The 14,009-nt window shown below is 64.7% G+C and carries 11 protein-coding genes, 2 tRNA genes and 1 other RNA gene; 5 read left to right on the forward strand and 9 right to left on the reverse strand.

All coding sequences use genetic code 11. From position 1 onward, the window contains the following. Position 1 precedes the first annotated feature (1 nt). Genes J7347_RS07720 through J7347_RS07730 form a run of 3 tightly spaced genes read right to left on the reverse strand, consistent with a single transcriptional unit; the run spans position 2 to position 2,951 of the window. Positions 2 to 1,048, reverse strand: coding sequence for a homocysteine S-methyltransferase family protein (locus J7347_RS07720; RefSeq protein ID WP_067684626.1), 1,047 nt, complete (start codon positions 1,046 to 1,048; stop codon positions 2 to 4). Continuing rightward, on the reverse strand, positions 1,045 to 1,971 hold the full coding sequence (gene metF, locus J7347_RS07725) for a methylenetetrahydrofolate reductase [NAD(P)H] (protein WP_197465628.1): 927 nt from the start codon (positions 1,969 to 1,971) through the stop codon (positions 1,045 to 1,047). Before metF ends, J7347_RS07720 begins: the two co-directional genes overlap by 4 nt. Further along, on the reverse strand, positions 1,968 to 2,951 hold the full coding sequence (locus J7347_RS07730; RefSeq protein ID WP_067684624.1) for a metalloregulator ArsR/SmtB family transcription factor: 984 nt from the start codon (positions 2,949 to 2,951) through the stop codon (positions 1,968 to 1,970). The genes metF and J7347_RS07730 overlap by 4 nt, the downstream gene beginning before the upstream one ends. A gap of 276 nt (positions 2,952 to 3,227) precedes the next feature. Between J7347_RS07730 and J7347_RS07735 the strand changes: the two genes are divergently transcribed. Then, on the forward strand, positions 3,228 to 5,033 hold the full coding sequence (locus J7347_RS07735) for a fibronectin type III-like domain-contianing protein (protein WP_209161558.1): 1,806 nt from the start codon (positions 3,228 to 3,230) through the stop codon (positions 5,031 to 5,033). Position 5,034: 1 nt separating this feature from the next. On the opposite strand, the gene J7347_RS07740 is transcribed toward J7347_RS07735, so the two are convergent. Genes J7347_RS07740 through J7347_RS07755 form a run of 4 tightly spaced genes read right to left on the reverse strand, consistent with a single transcriptional unit; the run spans position 5,035 to position 9,746 of the window. After that, entirely contained in the window at positions 5,035 to 6,234 is a 1,200-nt protein-coding gene (locus J7347_RS07740; protein ID WP_067684644.1) for an ABC transporter permease, read from the reverse strand. A gap of 8 nt (positions 6,235 to 6,242) precedes the next feature. Next, positions 6,243 to 6,959, reverse strand: coding sequence for an ABC transporter ATP-binding protein (locus J7347_RS07745; RefSeq protein ID WP_209161559.1), 717 nt, complete (start codon positions 6,957 to 6,959; stop codon positions 6,243 to 6,245). 19 nt (positions 6,960 to 6,978) lie between these two features. Next, positions 6,979 to 8,283, reverse strand: a complete 1,305-nt coding sequence (locus J7347_RS07750; protein ID WP_209161560.1) for an efflux RND transporter periplasmic adaptor subunit — start codon at positions 8,281 to 8,283, stop codon at positions 6,979 to 6,981. Next, positions 8,280 to 9,746, reverse strand: coding sequence for an efflux transporter outer membrane subunit (locus J7347_RS07755; protein ID WP_245173899.1), 1,467 nt, complete (start codon positions 9,744 to 9,746; stop codon positions 8,280 to 8,282). The genes J7347_RS07750 and J7347_RS07755 overlap by 4 nt, the downstream gene beginning before the upstream one ends. A 207-nt stretch (positions 9,747 to 9,953) precedes the next feature. Between J7347_RS07755 and rnpB the strand changes: the two genes are divergently transcribed. Next, an RNA gene (rnpB, locus tag J7347_RS07760) (RNase P RNA component class A) lies at positions 9,954 to 10,375 on the forward strand. 22 nt (positions 10,376 to 10,397) lie between these two features. On the opposite strand, the gene J7347_RS07765 is transcribed toward rnpB, so the two are convergent. Then, positions 10,398 to 11,177, reverse strand: coding sequence for a thioesterase family protein (locus J7347_RS07765; protein ID WP_209161561.1), 780 nt, complete (start codon positions 11,175 to 11,177; stop codon positions 10,398 to 10,400). 161 nt (positions 11,178 to 11,338) lie between these two features. On the opposite strand from J7347_RS07765, the gene J7347_RS07770 reads away from it, so the two are divergent. Together J7347_RS07770 and J7347_RS07775 are read left to right on the forward strand one after the other, a co-directional pair. Continuing rightward, positions 11,339 to 11,412 (forward strand) — tRNA-Cys (locus tag J7347_RS07770). Between the two features lie 29 nt (positions 11,413 to 11,441). Beyond that, positions 11,442 to 11,517 (forward strand) — tRNA-Thr (locus tag J7347_RS07775). A 233-nt stretch (positions 11,518 to 11,750) separates the two neighbouring features. Here the strand turns inward: J7347_RS07775 and J7347_RS07780 are convergent. Next, positions 11,751 to 12,407 carry a TetR/AcrR family transcriptional regulator gene (locus J7347_RS07780; protein ID WP_209161562.1) on the reverse strand — a complete coding sequence of 219 codons (657 nt, stop codon included), beginning with the start codon at positions 12,405 to 12,407 and terminating at the stop codon, positions 11,751 to 11,753. Between the two features lie 69 nt (positions 12,408 to 12,476). On the opposite strand from J7347_RS07780, the gene J7347_RS07785 reads away from it, so the two are divergent. Next, positions 12,477 to 13,913, forward strand: coding sequence for a DUF1254 domain-containing protein (locus tag J7347_RS07785; protein WP_209161563.1), 1,437 nt, complete (start codon positions 12,477 to 12,479; stop codon positions 13,911 to 13,913). Positions 13,914 to 14,009: the final 96 nt, after the last annotated feature.

The following is a 14,009-nucleotide window of genomic DNA, read 5'->3' on the forward strand; positions in this document are numbered from 1 at the left end:
ATCACGCCGCGATCGTGAAGGATTCGAGCCCGGCCAACTGCATATTGGCGTCGATCTCCGGCACGGTGCGCGGCGTCACGCCTTGGACCGCGCGCGCCATCGCCGCGATATGATCGGGCGTCGAACCGCAGCAACCTCCCAATGCGTTGATCCGCCTGTTGTCAGCCCAGACGCGGGTCAGCGATGCGGTCGTTTCCGGCAGCTCGTCATATTCGCCCAGATCGTTGGGGAGGCCGGCATTGGGATAGGCCATCAGATAGGTGTCGGCGATATCGGACAGGAGCTGGACATGCGGGCGCAATTGTTCGGCACCGAAGCTGCAATTCAGCCCGATCGTCAGCGGCTTTGCGTGGCGCACCGTATACCAGAACGCCTCCACCGTATGGCCCGACAGATTGCGGCCCGAAAGATCGGTGAGAGTCAGCGAGATCATCAGCGGAATGTCGGTACCAAGCTCGCGCTCCAGCTGCTTGACCGCCATGATCGCGGCCTTGCAATTCAGCGTATCGAACACCGTTTCGATCAGGATGAAATCCGCCCCGCCCTCGATCAGCGCGGCGCATTGTTCGCGATAGACATCGACGATGGTGTCGAAATCGACCTCGCGGAAACCGGGATCCTCGACATCTGGGGACAGGGACAGCGTCTTGTTGGTCGGCCCCACCGCGCCCGCGACGAAGCGGGGGATACCGTCCTTCGCGCTGGCCTCGTCCACTGCCTCGCGGATGATACGCGCGGCGGACACATTGATGTCGCGCACCAGCCCTTCGGCCCCGTAATCGGCCTGGCTGATGCGGTTGGCGTTGAAGGTGTTGGTGGCGAGAATATGCGCGCCTGCATCGATATAGCTGTCGCAGATTTTACGGATCACCTGCGGCTGCGTCAGATTGACGAGGTCGTTATTGCCCTTCTGATCCGCGTTCAGCCCGGTATCGCCCGCATAATCTTCGGGCGAGAGTTTCGCGCGCTGGATTTCGGTGCCGTAGGGGCCGTCCTTGATCAGGATACGCGCCTTGGCGGCGGCTGCGAAGGCTTCGCGTTTGGTCATGATGCGACTTTCGGACGCAGGCCGAGCATGTGGCAGATGGCATAGCTCAGCTCGGCGCGGTTGAGAGTGTAGAAGTGGAACTGGCGCACGCCGCCTGCATAGAGGCGGCGGCAGAGTTCGGCGGCGATGGTGGCGCTGACGAGCTGGCGCGCTTCGGGCTTCTCGTCCAGGCCTTCGAACAGGCCCTCCATCCACGGCGGGATCGCCGTACCGCAAAGGCCCGACATCTTCTGGACCGCGGCGAAGCTCATCACCGGCATGATGCCCGGCACGATTTCGCCTTCGATACCCGCCGCCGCTGCGCGGTCGCGAAAATCGAAGAAACATTCCGGCTCGAAGAAGAACTGCGTGATCGCACGGGTCGCCCCGGCATCGAACTTGGCCTTGAGATTGTCGAGATCGGCCTGGCGATCTTTGGAATCGGGATGCATTTCGGGATAGGCGGCGGCGGAGATTTCGAAGTCGCCGACCTTTTTCAGGCCCTTGATCAGATCGACCGCGTTCTCGTACCCGCCGGGATGGGGAGAATAGCCCTTGTCGCTGTCGGGCGCATCGCCGCGCAGGGCGACGATGTGGCGGATGCCCTCTTCCCAGTAATGGCGCGCCACCGCATCGACCTCCTCGCGCGTCGCGGCGACGCAGGTGAGATGGGCAGCGGCGGGAATCTGCGCCTCGTTCTGAATGCGAACGACCTGTTCGTGCGTGCGCTCGCGCGTCGAACCGCCTGCGCCATAGGTGACCGAGACGAAGCGCGGGTCGAGCGGCTTCAGCGTCTCGACGCTCTGCCACAGCGTCTCGCTCATCTTCTCGCTCTTGGGCGGGAAGAATTCGAAACTCACTTCGATATCGCCAGCGAGGTCCGAAAACATCGGCGCTTCCAGCGCGCGCTGCGCTTCTCGCATCTGATTGAGAGTCGGGCTCACGATGCGGCCCTCCTGTCGATGCGCGAGGCCTCGTCATGGGCCAGCGCAATCCAGATCTTCACAACCAAAGAACCTCCGTCGAGCGATATGGGGGGCCGATGCGCCAGTCCGGCGTCGGTCAGCAGGGTCTGCATCTGCGCATCGGTGAAACCGAGGCGCGCATGGGCGTGGCGCTCGCGCAATTCCTCCCGGCGATGCGCGGCGAAATCGACGATCGCCACGCGCCCGCCAGGCCTCAGCACGCGCGCCGCTTCCGCTATCGCCAGCGCAGGATCCTGCGCGAAATGGAGCACCTGATGGAACAGGACGGTGTCGAAGCTGGCATCGTCGAAAGGAAGATGGGCGAAATCGCCTTGGACCAGTTCCACGCGCTCCGTCGGCAGATGTTGAAGCTTGGCGCGTGCGACGCGCAGCATGGCGAGGCTCTTGTCGAGTGCCACGATGCGATCGGCGGAGCGGGCGAACAATTCCGCCATCCGGCCCGTTCCGGTGCCGATATCGAGCAGGCGACCGAGCGGATCTTCGCCCAGAGCCGCTGCCAGCGCATCTTCAACCTGTTCGTCCGAACTGTGGAGCCGCCGAACCTCGTCCCAATCCCCCGCATGCTCGGCAAAATAGGAGGCGGCCTCCTTCTCTCGCGCAGTGCGGATCTGGGCGAGCTGGCGCCGGTCCTGCTCGCACACGGCGCCGAAATCGCGATCCTCGCCCTCGCAGGCCTGGAGCAGTCCCTCGATGCGTTCACCCACCGCGTCCGAAACATCGCCCCCGTGGCGTGCGCGCAGGAAAACCCAGCTACCTTCCTTGCGCCGTTCGACGAGACCGGCGGCGCTCAATATCCCGACATGGCGCGATACGCGCGGCTGGCTCTGCCCGAGAACCTGCGCCACTTCGCCCACCGATAGCTCCATTGAGCCGAGCAGGCGCATGATCCGCAAGCGCGTCCCATCCGCCAGAGCCCGAAAGATCGCCTCGATGTCCATCGGACGCAATATAAAGATATCTGCAAGTCTGTAAATCGGCTTTCAAGTCGATGGATTTGACTGCGCGCGCGGCAAGCTGAACAATCGAAAACGATGGAAAAACCGTCTGTTAAACTTCCTTCCCCTATCGGATGGAAACGCTTCGGCCTGCGACGCGATGATTCGCGGGGTCATGTCGATTGGCGCTCGGATCACATGCGAAGGGTGGGGAAAATGCTTTCAGCGATGCAAATCGACACGAAATTCTCGCGACCCGCAGCGGAGGTTCGCTGAGCCTTGCCGCTGACTGCCGCCCTGCGATCCAATCTGCTGCACTTCGTCGAGGATCTGTTGTCCTACATGACGACGGCGGAAAAGCGCGGCCAGCTGGAAACGGCGATGCTGCCCTTGCGGGAGAGTGAAAATGCCCTCGATCATCAAACGCTCCGCAAGCTACGCGCGGGGCAGGTTGGGACAGTCATTGGGCCACGCTCGCCCGCAGAGGCGACGGAATTGCAGCGCCTTGCGGTTGAAGAGACACGGCTTGGCATTCCCCTTCTCTTTGCCGACCGGATCGACGAGGCGGCCTGGCCTTCTCCTCTTGCCATGGCAGCGAGCTGGGACGTCGAGGCGGTGGAAAATCTCGCACGGCACAAGGCGATCGAAGCCAACACGCGCGGCGTGACATGGGTCGCGGCACCGTCTTTCCGCTCCCTTGCCACGACCTCACGCTATCGGTCCTCCAGCGAGTTCACTTTTCTGGCACGGTATTTGCGCGATGCGGTCGTGCGTGGGCTCTCCGGTAGCGAAAATGGCAGAGATCTCGCTCGCTTCGGCCATGCCCTGGTTCTGCTGCGCGATGGCGATCTTGGATCGTCCGGTATCACTCGGCCGGACGATGAGCCCACGGAGGCGCCTAGCGAAGCTTTCATCGGCCGCGACTTTTCCAGCTGGCATGCGGATGTGGGTGCGGATGGTCCGAAGCTGGATCAGACGGTCCGCCGAATCCTGATGGCAAAGGCCCAGCTCGGCCTGTTCCGCGATCCGTTCAAACGCGTCGAAGGATCCCGCCTGGCCGTTTCGGGAGATTACGCCGCCGCAAGAGCCGCGCTGGCCCGCAAGTCGATGATATTGCTGCGCAACGAAGACTCCGTACTGCCCCTGCAGGTCCAGTCCGAGCCGGTGCTGTGCGTCGATTGCGGCAGCGGCATGGGCGAGGCAGTGGGCGAACGGCTCGCTGCGCGAGGCATCGCGTATCGCAAGTTGACCGGGCTGGCCTTGCGGCAGGAAGCCCTCGATCAGCCGAACGCGCTTTTCGCGGCAGATGGCATGGCGATCGGTATCGCCGCCAATGCGGCATCGCGCGCGCGGGCAGTGATGCTGTTCGTGGGCGAGGCGGATTGCGAGCCCGGCCCCGGCCTGCCGCGCCTCGGCCCGGCGGCGAAGGCCTTGCTGGCCGGGCTGGTGCACGCCAACGCGCATTGCTTGCTCATATCGGCGACCGCGCTGCCGCTCGATCCGACATGTCTGCCCAAGGATCTTGCCGCGCATCTGCATGCCTGGTCGCCGGAAACCGGCTTCGAGGAGCCCATCGCCGCAATCCTGACCGGAGAGAGCCCACCGCAGGGCAAGCTTCCCATGGCGCTCGGCGAGCCGGAGCAGCCGCAGTTTCATCCCTTTGGCCACGGCCTGACCTACGGCACGCTCCAATCTTCGCCTCTGACGGTCGAATTCGGCTGCGACAGCGTGATCGCGCATGTGAAGCTGACCAATCCGCACCCCCATCCGGTCTGCGAAACGGTTCAGCTTTATGTACGCACACCCCACACGCCGGACCTACGCCTGCGGGGTTTTCAGCGTCTCGAAGTTCCCGCAGGAGGCAGTCAAGAAGCGCGTTTCCAGCTAAGCGCCGCGCATCTGGGCGAGGCAAATGACAGTGCGCCTTGGCGGGTTCAATCCGGACGGTTTGCGATTTCCATCGGGTGCGACAGTGTGTCGGGGCAAACCGGCGAAGTAGATATCCCCGCCGATCTGGCTCGCGCGATTTCGGTCCCCGCGGCGTTACGCGGCTTGGACTATATAGGGGCCAGAAACAGCGGCTGATCTATTCGTGGCGAAGCGCGTCGATCGGGTCGAGCTTGCTGGCCCTATGGGCGGGATAATAACCGAAGATCACGCCCATGATCGCGCTGAATACGAAGCTGACGATATTCACGACCGGATCGAACAGGAACGGCAGGTCGATCGCATTGGCCAGCGACATCGACAGGCCGAGCGCCAGCAATATGCCGAGCAGTCCGCCGAAACAGCACAGCACCACCGCTTCTGTCAGGAACTGCATTCTTACCTCCTTCGCCAGCGCCCCGATGGCGAGGCGGATGCCGATCTCGCGCGTTCGCTCTGTCACGCTGACGAGCATGATATTCATGATCCCGATCCCGCCGACCAGCAGGCTGATCGCGGCGATCACGGTGACGACCGCCGTCATCGTGCCGGTCACGTTGTTGACCGTCTCGTTGATATCGGCGGTATCGACGATGTTGAAATCGTTGGCCTCGCCTTCCTGGATCACGCGGCGTTCGCGCAGCAGGTCGATCAATTGCTGCTGGATCGAGGAATTGGTGTAGGAATCGTCGTATTTCACCACGAAGAACTGGACGTTGCCCGATCCGGTGAAGCGCCGCTGCACTGTCTTCAGCGGCATGAACACGACGTCGTTGGCATCCTGCCCGCCGCCGCCTCCGCCGGAAGACCGCTCCCCAACCGTGCCGATCACCTGGCAGCTGACATTGCCGATCCGCATCTGTTCGCCCAGCACTTCGCCCTCGACGAAGATCTCGTCGACCACCTTGGTGCCGAGGATGCAGACCGCCTCGCCGCTTTCCACTTCCTGAGCGTTGAAGCTGCGTCCTTCTTCCACGTCGATCGATTGCGCGGCGAAGAATGCGGGATCAGCGCCCTGGACGCTGGTGCGCCAGTCCTGCCCGTTGTGAAATGCAGTCGCGCCTGCCTGTGCGGTACCCGCCGCGCTCACGACGCCGGGTATTTGCCGCTCCACGGCGCGAATGTCGTCGTCCTCGAACGGCGGCGGGGCGCGGCCTTCGACGCTTTCGGGAAACACGATGAAGACGTTGGAGCCCAACCCGGCGATATCTTCCTGCACATCTGCGGTCAGGCCCCGCCCCAGCGTCACCATGGTGATCACGGCGGCGACGCCGATGATGATCCCCAACGTCGTCAGGAAGCTGCGCAGCAGATGCCGCCGGATCTCGCGAAAGGCGAGCAGCAACGTGGCGCCGAACATCCGCAGCCTCATGGCCGCACCTCCGCCCCGGCTCGCGCGCCCGCCTCGCTGCGTTCGACCAATCCGTCACGGAAGTGGACGATGGTACGCGCGAAAGCGGCCATCTCTTCCTCGTGCGTCACCATCAGCACGGTGATGCCCGTTTCGCTGAGGCCGCTCAGAAGTTCCATGATCTCGACCGATCGTTCGGTGTCGAGATTGCCCGTCGGCTCGTCCGCCAGCAGGACATCGGGATCGGTCACGAGCGCGCGGGCGATGGCGACGCGCTGTTGCTGCCCGCCCGACAATTCAGCGGGCGTATGGCTGGCCCAGGGGAGCAGCCCGACCTTGTCGAGCGAGCGCTCCGCCGCCTCGCGCCGCGCCTTCTTGGTCTCGCCGCGATAGAGCAGCGGCAATTCGACGTTTTCGAGCGCGCTGGTGCGGGCGAGCAGGTTGAAGCCCTGAAACACGAAACCGAGATAGCGGCGGCGCAGCATGCTGCGCTGATCGCGCGACAGCGATTGCACTTCGACCCCGCGAAACCGGAACGTCCCGCTGGTCGGCGTGTCGAGGCAACCCAGAATGTTCATCGTGGTCGACTTGCCCGAACCCGATGGGCCCATCACCGCGACGAAATCGCCGCGCGCGATCGACAGGTTCACGCCCTTCAGCGCCTGGAACGCCGCCGCCCCGGTGCCGAAGGTCTTGGTGATCCCTTCCAATTCGATGATCGGTGCATCGCTCACGCTACGGGAATGCCTCGCGTCACTGCGGCCCCGCCGCGATGCCGGTGACGACGTTCATGCCGCGCTTCAGCTCCTCGGACGCGACCACGGTGAAGCGCCCGTCGCTCTGGCCAGTGACGACCTCGATACCGCGCAGGGATCCATCGCTTTCGACGACATAGACCGTCTGGCGGCTGCCCACGCCGATGCCGGCTTCGCTTTCCTGCTGGAGCCCGATATTGGGATTGCCGAAGATGCCGCCGCCCTCGTCCTCGCTCTCGGGCTCGAACCGCAGCGCGGCGTTGGGCACGAGCAGACGATTGCCGGTGCTCTGCGTCGCGATCGTGGCGGTGGCGGTCATGCCGGGGCGAAGCAGGCCCTGCGGATTATCGACCGTCAACCGCGCTTCATAACTGACCACGGACTGGCCCTGCTGCGCGCTTTGTTGCTGCTGGGTCTGCGAGACCGTGTTCGAAGCGAGGTCGACCCGCTCCACCTGCGCCGGGAAACGGCGGCCGGGATAGGCATCGACGGTGAAGGTCGCGCGCTGCCCCTGCTCCACCTGGCCGACATCGGCTTCGTCCAGATTGACGCGCAATTGCATCGTCGCGAGATTTTCCGCGAGCACGAACAGCGTCGGCGTGTTGAAGCTGGCAGCCACGGTCTGGCCCGGTTCGACCTGCCGCGCCAGCACCACGCCGGAAACGGGCGCGCGGATAACGGCGCGCTGCGACTGGGTCTGCGCGGTCGAAAGCTGCGCTTCCACTGCCGAGGCGTTGGCGCGTGCCGAGGCGACCGCCGCCTGCCCGCGGCGTACCGCAGCGACGGCCTGCTCCATTTCCGCATCGGAAGGCACGCGCCCGCCGGACAGCCGCTCCACCTCGCGCAACCGTTCTAGCTGCGCGCTGTCGGCAGAAAGCGTCGCCTGCGCCTGCGCGATCTGGGCGCGCGCGGCGTTGAGGCTGGCACGGTTCTGGTCGATCTGATCCTGAATCACGTCCGTGTTGATGACGGCCAGCACCTGGCCGCGCGTGACCTGGTCGTTCACATCGACGAGGATGCGATCGATCCGTCCCGATATTTCAGAGCCCACCTCGACCTGATTGGTCGGGCGCAGATTGCCCGTCGCCGTCACGGTCAGGTCAAGCGAGCGCGACACGACTTCCGCCGTCACGTAATTGGGCGCAGGCTCCTCGCCCATGCAGCGCGAAAGGGCGAAGACCAGCAGGATCGCCACGACGATGCCGCCCCAGACCCGCTTGCGCCTGTACCATTTGCGCGGCTTTCCGGTGTCGAGATAGCTCTCGATTTCCTCTTGTGGGCTTGCGGCTTCGGGATCGCTCATTCGGCTGTCCTAGCTTGGCCCTGCGCCGCATAGGGTGCGGGCAGGGGAAAATCGTAATCGCTCGCGCTCCATCCGCCGCCCAGCGCCTGGGTCAGGCGGACGAAGGCCGTGGCGCGATCGGCCTGAGCGCCCACCAATTGGTTGCGCGCGGACAGAAGCTGGTTTTCGACCACCAGCAGCGTCTGGAAATCGGTGAGGCCGGCCTCGTACTGGCTGCGTGCGAGAAACGCGGAATTCTCCGCCGCGTCGAGCGCTTCTTCGGTGATCGCCACCCGCTCGTCCGCCGTGCGCTGATCGACGGCGGCAGTCTCGACCTCCTCCAACGCCGACAATACAGTGCGCTCGTAACTGGCGAGCGAAGCCTCGGCGATCGCCTCGGCGCTGTCGATCCGCGCCCGCGTGCGCCCGCCATCGAAGATCAGCTGAGTGAGGCCTGCGAACAGATTGCCGGTGATGATGTCGAACAATCCGCCGAGCGAGGTCGCTCCGGTCGCGATCGTCCCACTGATGCGTGCGGCGGGCAGCAAATCGGTCCGCACCACGCCGATACGGGCCGCGGCGGCGATCAAATCCGCTTCCGCCGCGCGCAGATCGGGGCGGCGGCGAAGCACATCGGCAGGTGCGGCGAAGCCGGAGGCGGCGGGTGGCACCGGGACCGGCTGCGGTTCGGTTTCGGTCAGCGCTTCGTACGTCCGGCCCGGCGGCTCTCCGATCAGCGTTGCGATGGCATTGGCCCGGGCGACGAGATTGCTTTCGAGAAGCGGGATCGTCGCGGCGGTCTGCGCCCGCTGCGCCCGCGCCTGCTCGACATCCAGACTGGAGACCAGCCCTGCCTGATTGCGCCAGCGCGCGAGTTGGAGATTGTCGTCCTGAAACACTAGCGTCGAACGTGCGATGGCGAGCTGTTCGGCGAGCGCGCGCGCCTGTACCGTCTGGATCGCGACCTGGCCCACGATCAGCCGCTGAACGTCCGCCAGCGAATAGCCCGCCGCCGCCAGATCGGCGCGGCTGGCGGCAATCTGGCGCGAGATGCGGCCGAACAGATCGGCTTCCCAGGCGATATCGGCACCGACGCTGAGATCGAATTCCTCGCGCGCGAAATCGCCCACATCGCGGCTCACGCCCGCCCTGCCCGATACGTTCGGGAGATAGCCTGCGCGCGCCAGACGCAATCCGGCCCGCGCCTGATCGAGGCGCGCGATCCCCAGCGCAATGTCGCGATTTTCCGCGATCGCCTGACGGACGAAATCGTCGAGCAGCGGATCGCCTAGAGCGGTCCAGTATTCGGACAGATCGACAGCGATCGGCGCAGTGTCGGAAAAGGCCCAATCGGCCGGAACGGGCACGGAGGCTTCCTCGATCGCCCCATCGCGCGTCCCCGCGAATGTCGCACAGCCGCCCAGCGCCAGCGTCGTCAACGCCAGCCCGCCCCTACGGAACAGCCTGCCCACCCCCGTTTTCAAATCGAAATCACCCCCAAATTCGCCCCCTTTTCACGATCCTTCGCCAATCGCGCAAGTCCAAAGCCGACCCATTTTTTAATCTAAACACGAACGATTACGTCGGTCAGGCGTGCATCGGCGGACATGCGACAGTGTTCGATGAGCCACCCCCACGGCTACTTTCAGGACATCTTGGCGAACGGGTTCGGATGGCCTATCGCGCCCCTGCCAGGGGGCTGGGCAGCCGCGGCATTTCGATGTCGAGGAAAGTCCGGGCTCCACGAAACGAGGGTGGCGGGTAACGCCCGCCAGAGGCAACTCTAGGGAAAGTGCCACAGAGAGCATACCGCCGATGGCCGGCCACGTACCGGAACAGGCAAGGGTGAAAGGGTGCGGTAAGAGCGCACCGGGGCTTCGGCAACGCGGCCCGCATGGCAAACCCCACCCGGAGCAAGGCCGAATAGGGGCGGCGCGCCGGCTCGTCCGGCAGGGGTGTTTCGCCCCTGGCCTTCGCGCTGCGACCGCCCGGGTTGGCTGCTCGAGCCGTGGAGCGATCCACGGCCCAGACGAATGGCTGCCGCCGCAGATACGGTCCGCCTGTCGGATACCGTCTGCGGATACAGAACCCGGCTTACAGGCCCCCTGGCATCTGCAATCCGCCGCCGTTCGAATTCAGCCGAAGATCGCGGCGCACTGCATCCCGTCCAGCACCTGCTGGCCGTCCGTGTTCCACAGCCGCAACCGCTCGCTCGAATACCCGCCATCGGCGTGCTGGCTTGCATTCTGAGACAGCCACCAGCCATCCTGCGTCCGGGGTTCGGGGTCGAGCAGGTTGAAGGACCAGTTGATCGAACTGAGCGGCCCCGGGCGCTGCATCGCGCGCACGGCGCCGGGCGGCAGCACGTCGCCAAGCAGGATAAGCTCGGACACCGGATCGAGCCCTTGGCGATCCGTCACGCGCGCCCAGCGCTGCACCACCGGCTCGCCCGGCCCGCGCTGGTCCTGCGCCCGCCGCAATTCGAAATTATTGCGGATGAAGGCCGGACCCTTGTCGGCGAGGACCGTCTCGTTCTCTTCCGGTCCACCGGGCCAGTCGGCAAGCTTTTCCGCCGGGTGGACCGCATTGGACTCGCGCGCGGCGCCAAACAGCCAGAAGGCGGTCAACGTGCATTGTCCTTCACACCAGATCTCGCTGCGGACCTGAGTGACGTTGCGCCCCCGCCGCACGATCTCGCGCCGCAGATCGACCTCGCCAGACGAAGGCGCGACGAAGGCGATCTGGCCCGCACGCAGGGGCGGCAGATCGGGAAAGGCCCGGATCGCGGCAGTATAGGCGATGAGCGCGGAGGCGCCTCCATAGAGCGTGCGGCCCTGCATCCAGTCTTCGGCATCGGGAAGCGTGCAGGAACCGCCTTGCGCGGTGATCGGAGCGAGTAGATCGGCAATGGCCATCCGGTCGCCATAGCGCGCCTACCGTCGAGGTCCAGCCCATCCGAGCTTCGCCCACATCACGAAACCGGAAAACAGGCGATTGCCTTAGGGCGCGCCATTCGCTAGGGGGCCGCTTCCCTGTCGCGCGCGCTTCGAGAGAGGCCTCCGGTGGCAAGGGACGAGGCCCGATGGCGGAGTGGTTACGCAGAGGACTGCAAATCCTTGCACGCCGGTTCGATTCCGGCTCGGGCCTCCATAATTTCCCGGTTCATGCCGGGCTGGAATGCCGCTTTAGCTCAGTTGGTAGAGCACATCATTCGTAATGATGGGGTCACGTGTTCGAGTCACGTAAGCGGCACCACCACTTTCACTAGGAATAATTCGGTAGATCCGGTGGAATTGCCGTAGCATTCAACCACGAATGCGGGTCCTGTCTGGGACACATTGGCTGGAACCATGACCGCGAGCCTTGCGCCGCCGACCCAAACTCCGAATTGCGTTTTCGCCGATCGCCCATTCGTTCGACCAACGCCGCTCTTGAATACAGGCCTTCGACAGCCGCACCAATTCGCCGTGAAATGGTATTCCCGCGACCTATCCTTCGCCCCCATTCAATAAGAGCCGCACCATTGCGTCGCTCATTCGGCGGGTGATTTCGTCCGTCGGATATGAGGTCGACAGAGCAGCGAGCGCGGAGGCGACGCGATCGGGCTGGCCGAGCGACAGGTTGAGGATCACGAAGACGATCGTCGGGTCTCTGATCGGAACGATGCCTGCGTCGATTCCCTGCTGGATCAGCGGGCGAGCCCCTTCGTACAGGGGCTTGAGCAGTCGTTCCGAGACGATGTCGCTGCGCGGCGGCGGCTCTACGCTGGCACGCGCGACGAAGCCGCGCAGGTCCGGATGGCGCTCGTAATAGCCCGCAGTCATCCCGATCGCGAGCCGCAGCCTTTCGCGCAATGGCGTCTTCGCGTCCTCGGCCATCGCGGTCAGCGCGGCGATATTCGGCGCGAAGGTCTCTGCAAGCAGATCGACGCAGGCGAGCCACAGCCCTTCCTTATTGCCGAAATGGACCGCGACGAGGTTGGGTGCCGCCCCCGCGCGGCTCGCGATCATCCGCACGCTCGCCGCCTCGAACCCATAATCGGCGAAGCACCGCGTTGCCGCACGCAACAGCGCATCGCGCCCTGCGGGAGCATCCGCCGTGCGCCGTCCGCGGCGCGGGGCCAATCCGTCTTGACCTTCGCTCATCATACTTCATATATGTACGGACGTACATATAATGCCGGGTCAGGTTTTTCGGGCGAAAGGATCATTCTCATGCGTCATGGTATCACCCGCCGCGCCGCGCTTTTCAATCTTTCGGCAGCATCGCTCATCGCATTGCCCGGCTGTGCGCCGATCCAGCCGGACCCGAATTCGCGCGAGGATCAGCTGACCGGCGCGCTCGACGGGACGGTGATCGACGCGTTCTTCTACGCCTTCGGGCCTTACGAGTTTGCGCGTTCGATGCAGGCGCTGTCGGGCCAGATCGACGTCGGCGATACGCTGGTATCCGAAGAGGCGCTGGCCGATGCTGCGAAGCGGGCGGGCGATGATACCAAGGTGCTCATCAACCGCCACATCCACGTGCGCGATCTGGCAGACGAGCGCATCCGCTCGGTTACCGCACCCAATAACGACACGCTCTATACCTCAGCGGTGCTGGAGCTTTCCAAGACTCCGGTGCGCCTGACGCTGCCCAATTCGGGCGACCGCTATCTGTCGGTGGCCTTGATGGACATGTTCACCGACCAGACGATGGTCGGTCACGCCGAGAATGGTGGCAGGGCGGGGACCTACCTTATCGTCGGGCCCGACAGTCCGGTGAAGGACGGCCCCGATGTGATCCGCATGCCGTCGAACGATGTCTGGCTGCTCGCGCGCACTTTCGTGGCCGGGGTCGACGATCTCGATGCCGCGCGCGCGGTGCAGAGCGGGATCGTGGTGGAACCCGTGGACACGAAGGCGAAGCCGCGCCTGTTCAACACGGTCGCCCCGTCCGAAATGGAGCCGCGCAGCTTCCTCGCGCTGACCAACGAAGTGCTCGGCCGTTCACCGAGCCACCCGCAGGTCGCGCGCGCCGCGACGTTTACGGACAAGGGCATAGTTCCGGGCGACACGAGCGTATGGGACGGCCTCTCCCTGCGTTCGCGCGCGGCCTGGAATGCTTGGCTGCCCCGCTCGCTCGACATGCTGCGCAAGGGCCTCTCGCGCTCGCAGGATAGACCGGGCTGGAATGCGCCGCCGCTGATCCTTGGCGATTACGGGAATAACGACCTGGTCCGCGCCGCCATCGCGTTGATCGGCTTCGGCGCGCTCAAGACGAAGGACGCGCGCTATTTCCGCACCGAGACCGATGCCGCGGGCGATGCGCTGAGCGGCACGTCTTCCTACCGGATGGTGATCCCGCCCGCAGGCGTGCCGGTGAAGGCGTTCTGGTCGCTCAGCGTGTACCAGCCCGATGCCGACGGGCGGCTGTTCTTCTTCGAGGTGCCCATCGACCGGCACTCGATCAATTCGGGCTCGTCCGATCTGGTCAAGCGCCCGGACGGATCGATCGGCCTCCACCTCTCGCGCGAGCGCTCGGAGGAAGAGGACGTGGTCTGGGTGCCGACACCCGAAGGACCGTTCGAAGCTATCTTCCGCACCTATCGCCCCGCAGAGCCGGTGATCGACGACAGCTGGAGCGTGCCGTCGCTGGAAAAGCAGAGATAAAAGTCCCGCCTCTCGACGCACGGAAAGCACGCCATGATTGTCTGCTTCCCGGCCCACAAGCTGCTAGTCGGCAAAGCGCCAATTCCGGGTATTCGC

The sequence above is a fragment of the Erythrobacter sp. A6_0 genome (assembly GCF_017744235.1).
Lineage (GTDB): Bacteria > Pseudomonadota > Alphaproteobacteria > Sphingomonadales > Sphingomonadaceae > Qipengyuania.

Coding starts and splice junctions, on each gene's coding strand:
- J7347_RS07720 (WP_067684626.1), bottom strand. CDS start 1,048: ATGACCAAACGCGAAGCCTTCGCAGCCGCCGCCAAGGCGCGTATCCTG.
- J7347_RS07730 (WP_067684624.1), bottom strand. CDS start 2,951: ATGGACATCGAGGCGATCTTTCGGGCTCTGGCGGATGGGACGCGCTTG.
- J7347_RS07740 (WP_067684644.1), bottom strand. CDS start 6,234: ATGTTCGGCGCCACGTTGCTGCTCGCCTTTCGCGAGATCCGGCGGCAT.
- J7347_RS07750 (WP_209161560.1), bottom strand. CDS start 8,283: ATGAGCGATCCCGAAGCCGCAAGCCCACAAGAGGAAATCGAGAGCTAT.
- J7347_RS07765 (WP_209161561.1), bottom strand. CDS start 11,177: ATGGCCATTGCCGATCTACTCGCTCCGATCACCGCGCAAGGCGGTTCC.
- J7347_RS07780 (WP_209161562.1), bottom strand. CDS start 12,407: ATGAGCGAAGGTCAAGACGGATTGGCCCCGCGCCGCGGACGGCGCACG.
- J7347_RS07785 (WP_209161563.1), top strand. CDS start 12,477: ATGCGTCATGGTATCACCCGCCGCGCCGCGCTTTTCAATCTTTCGGCA.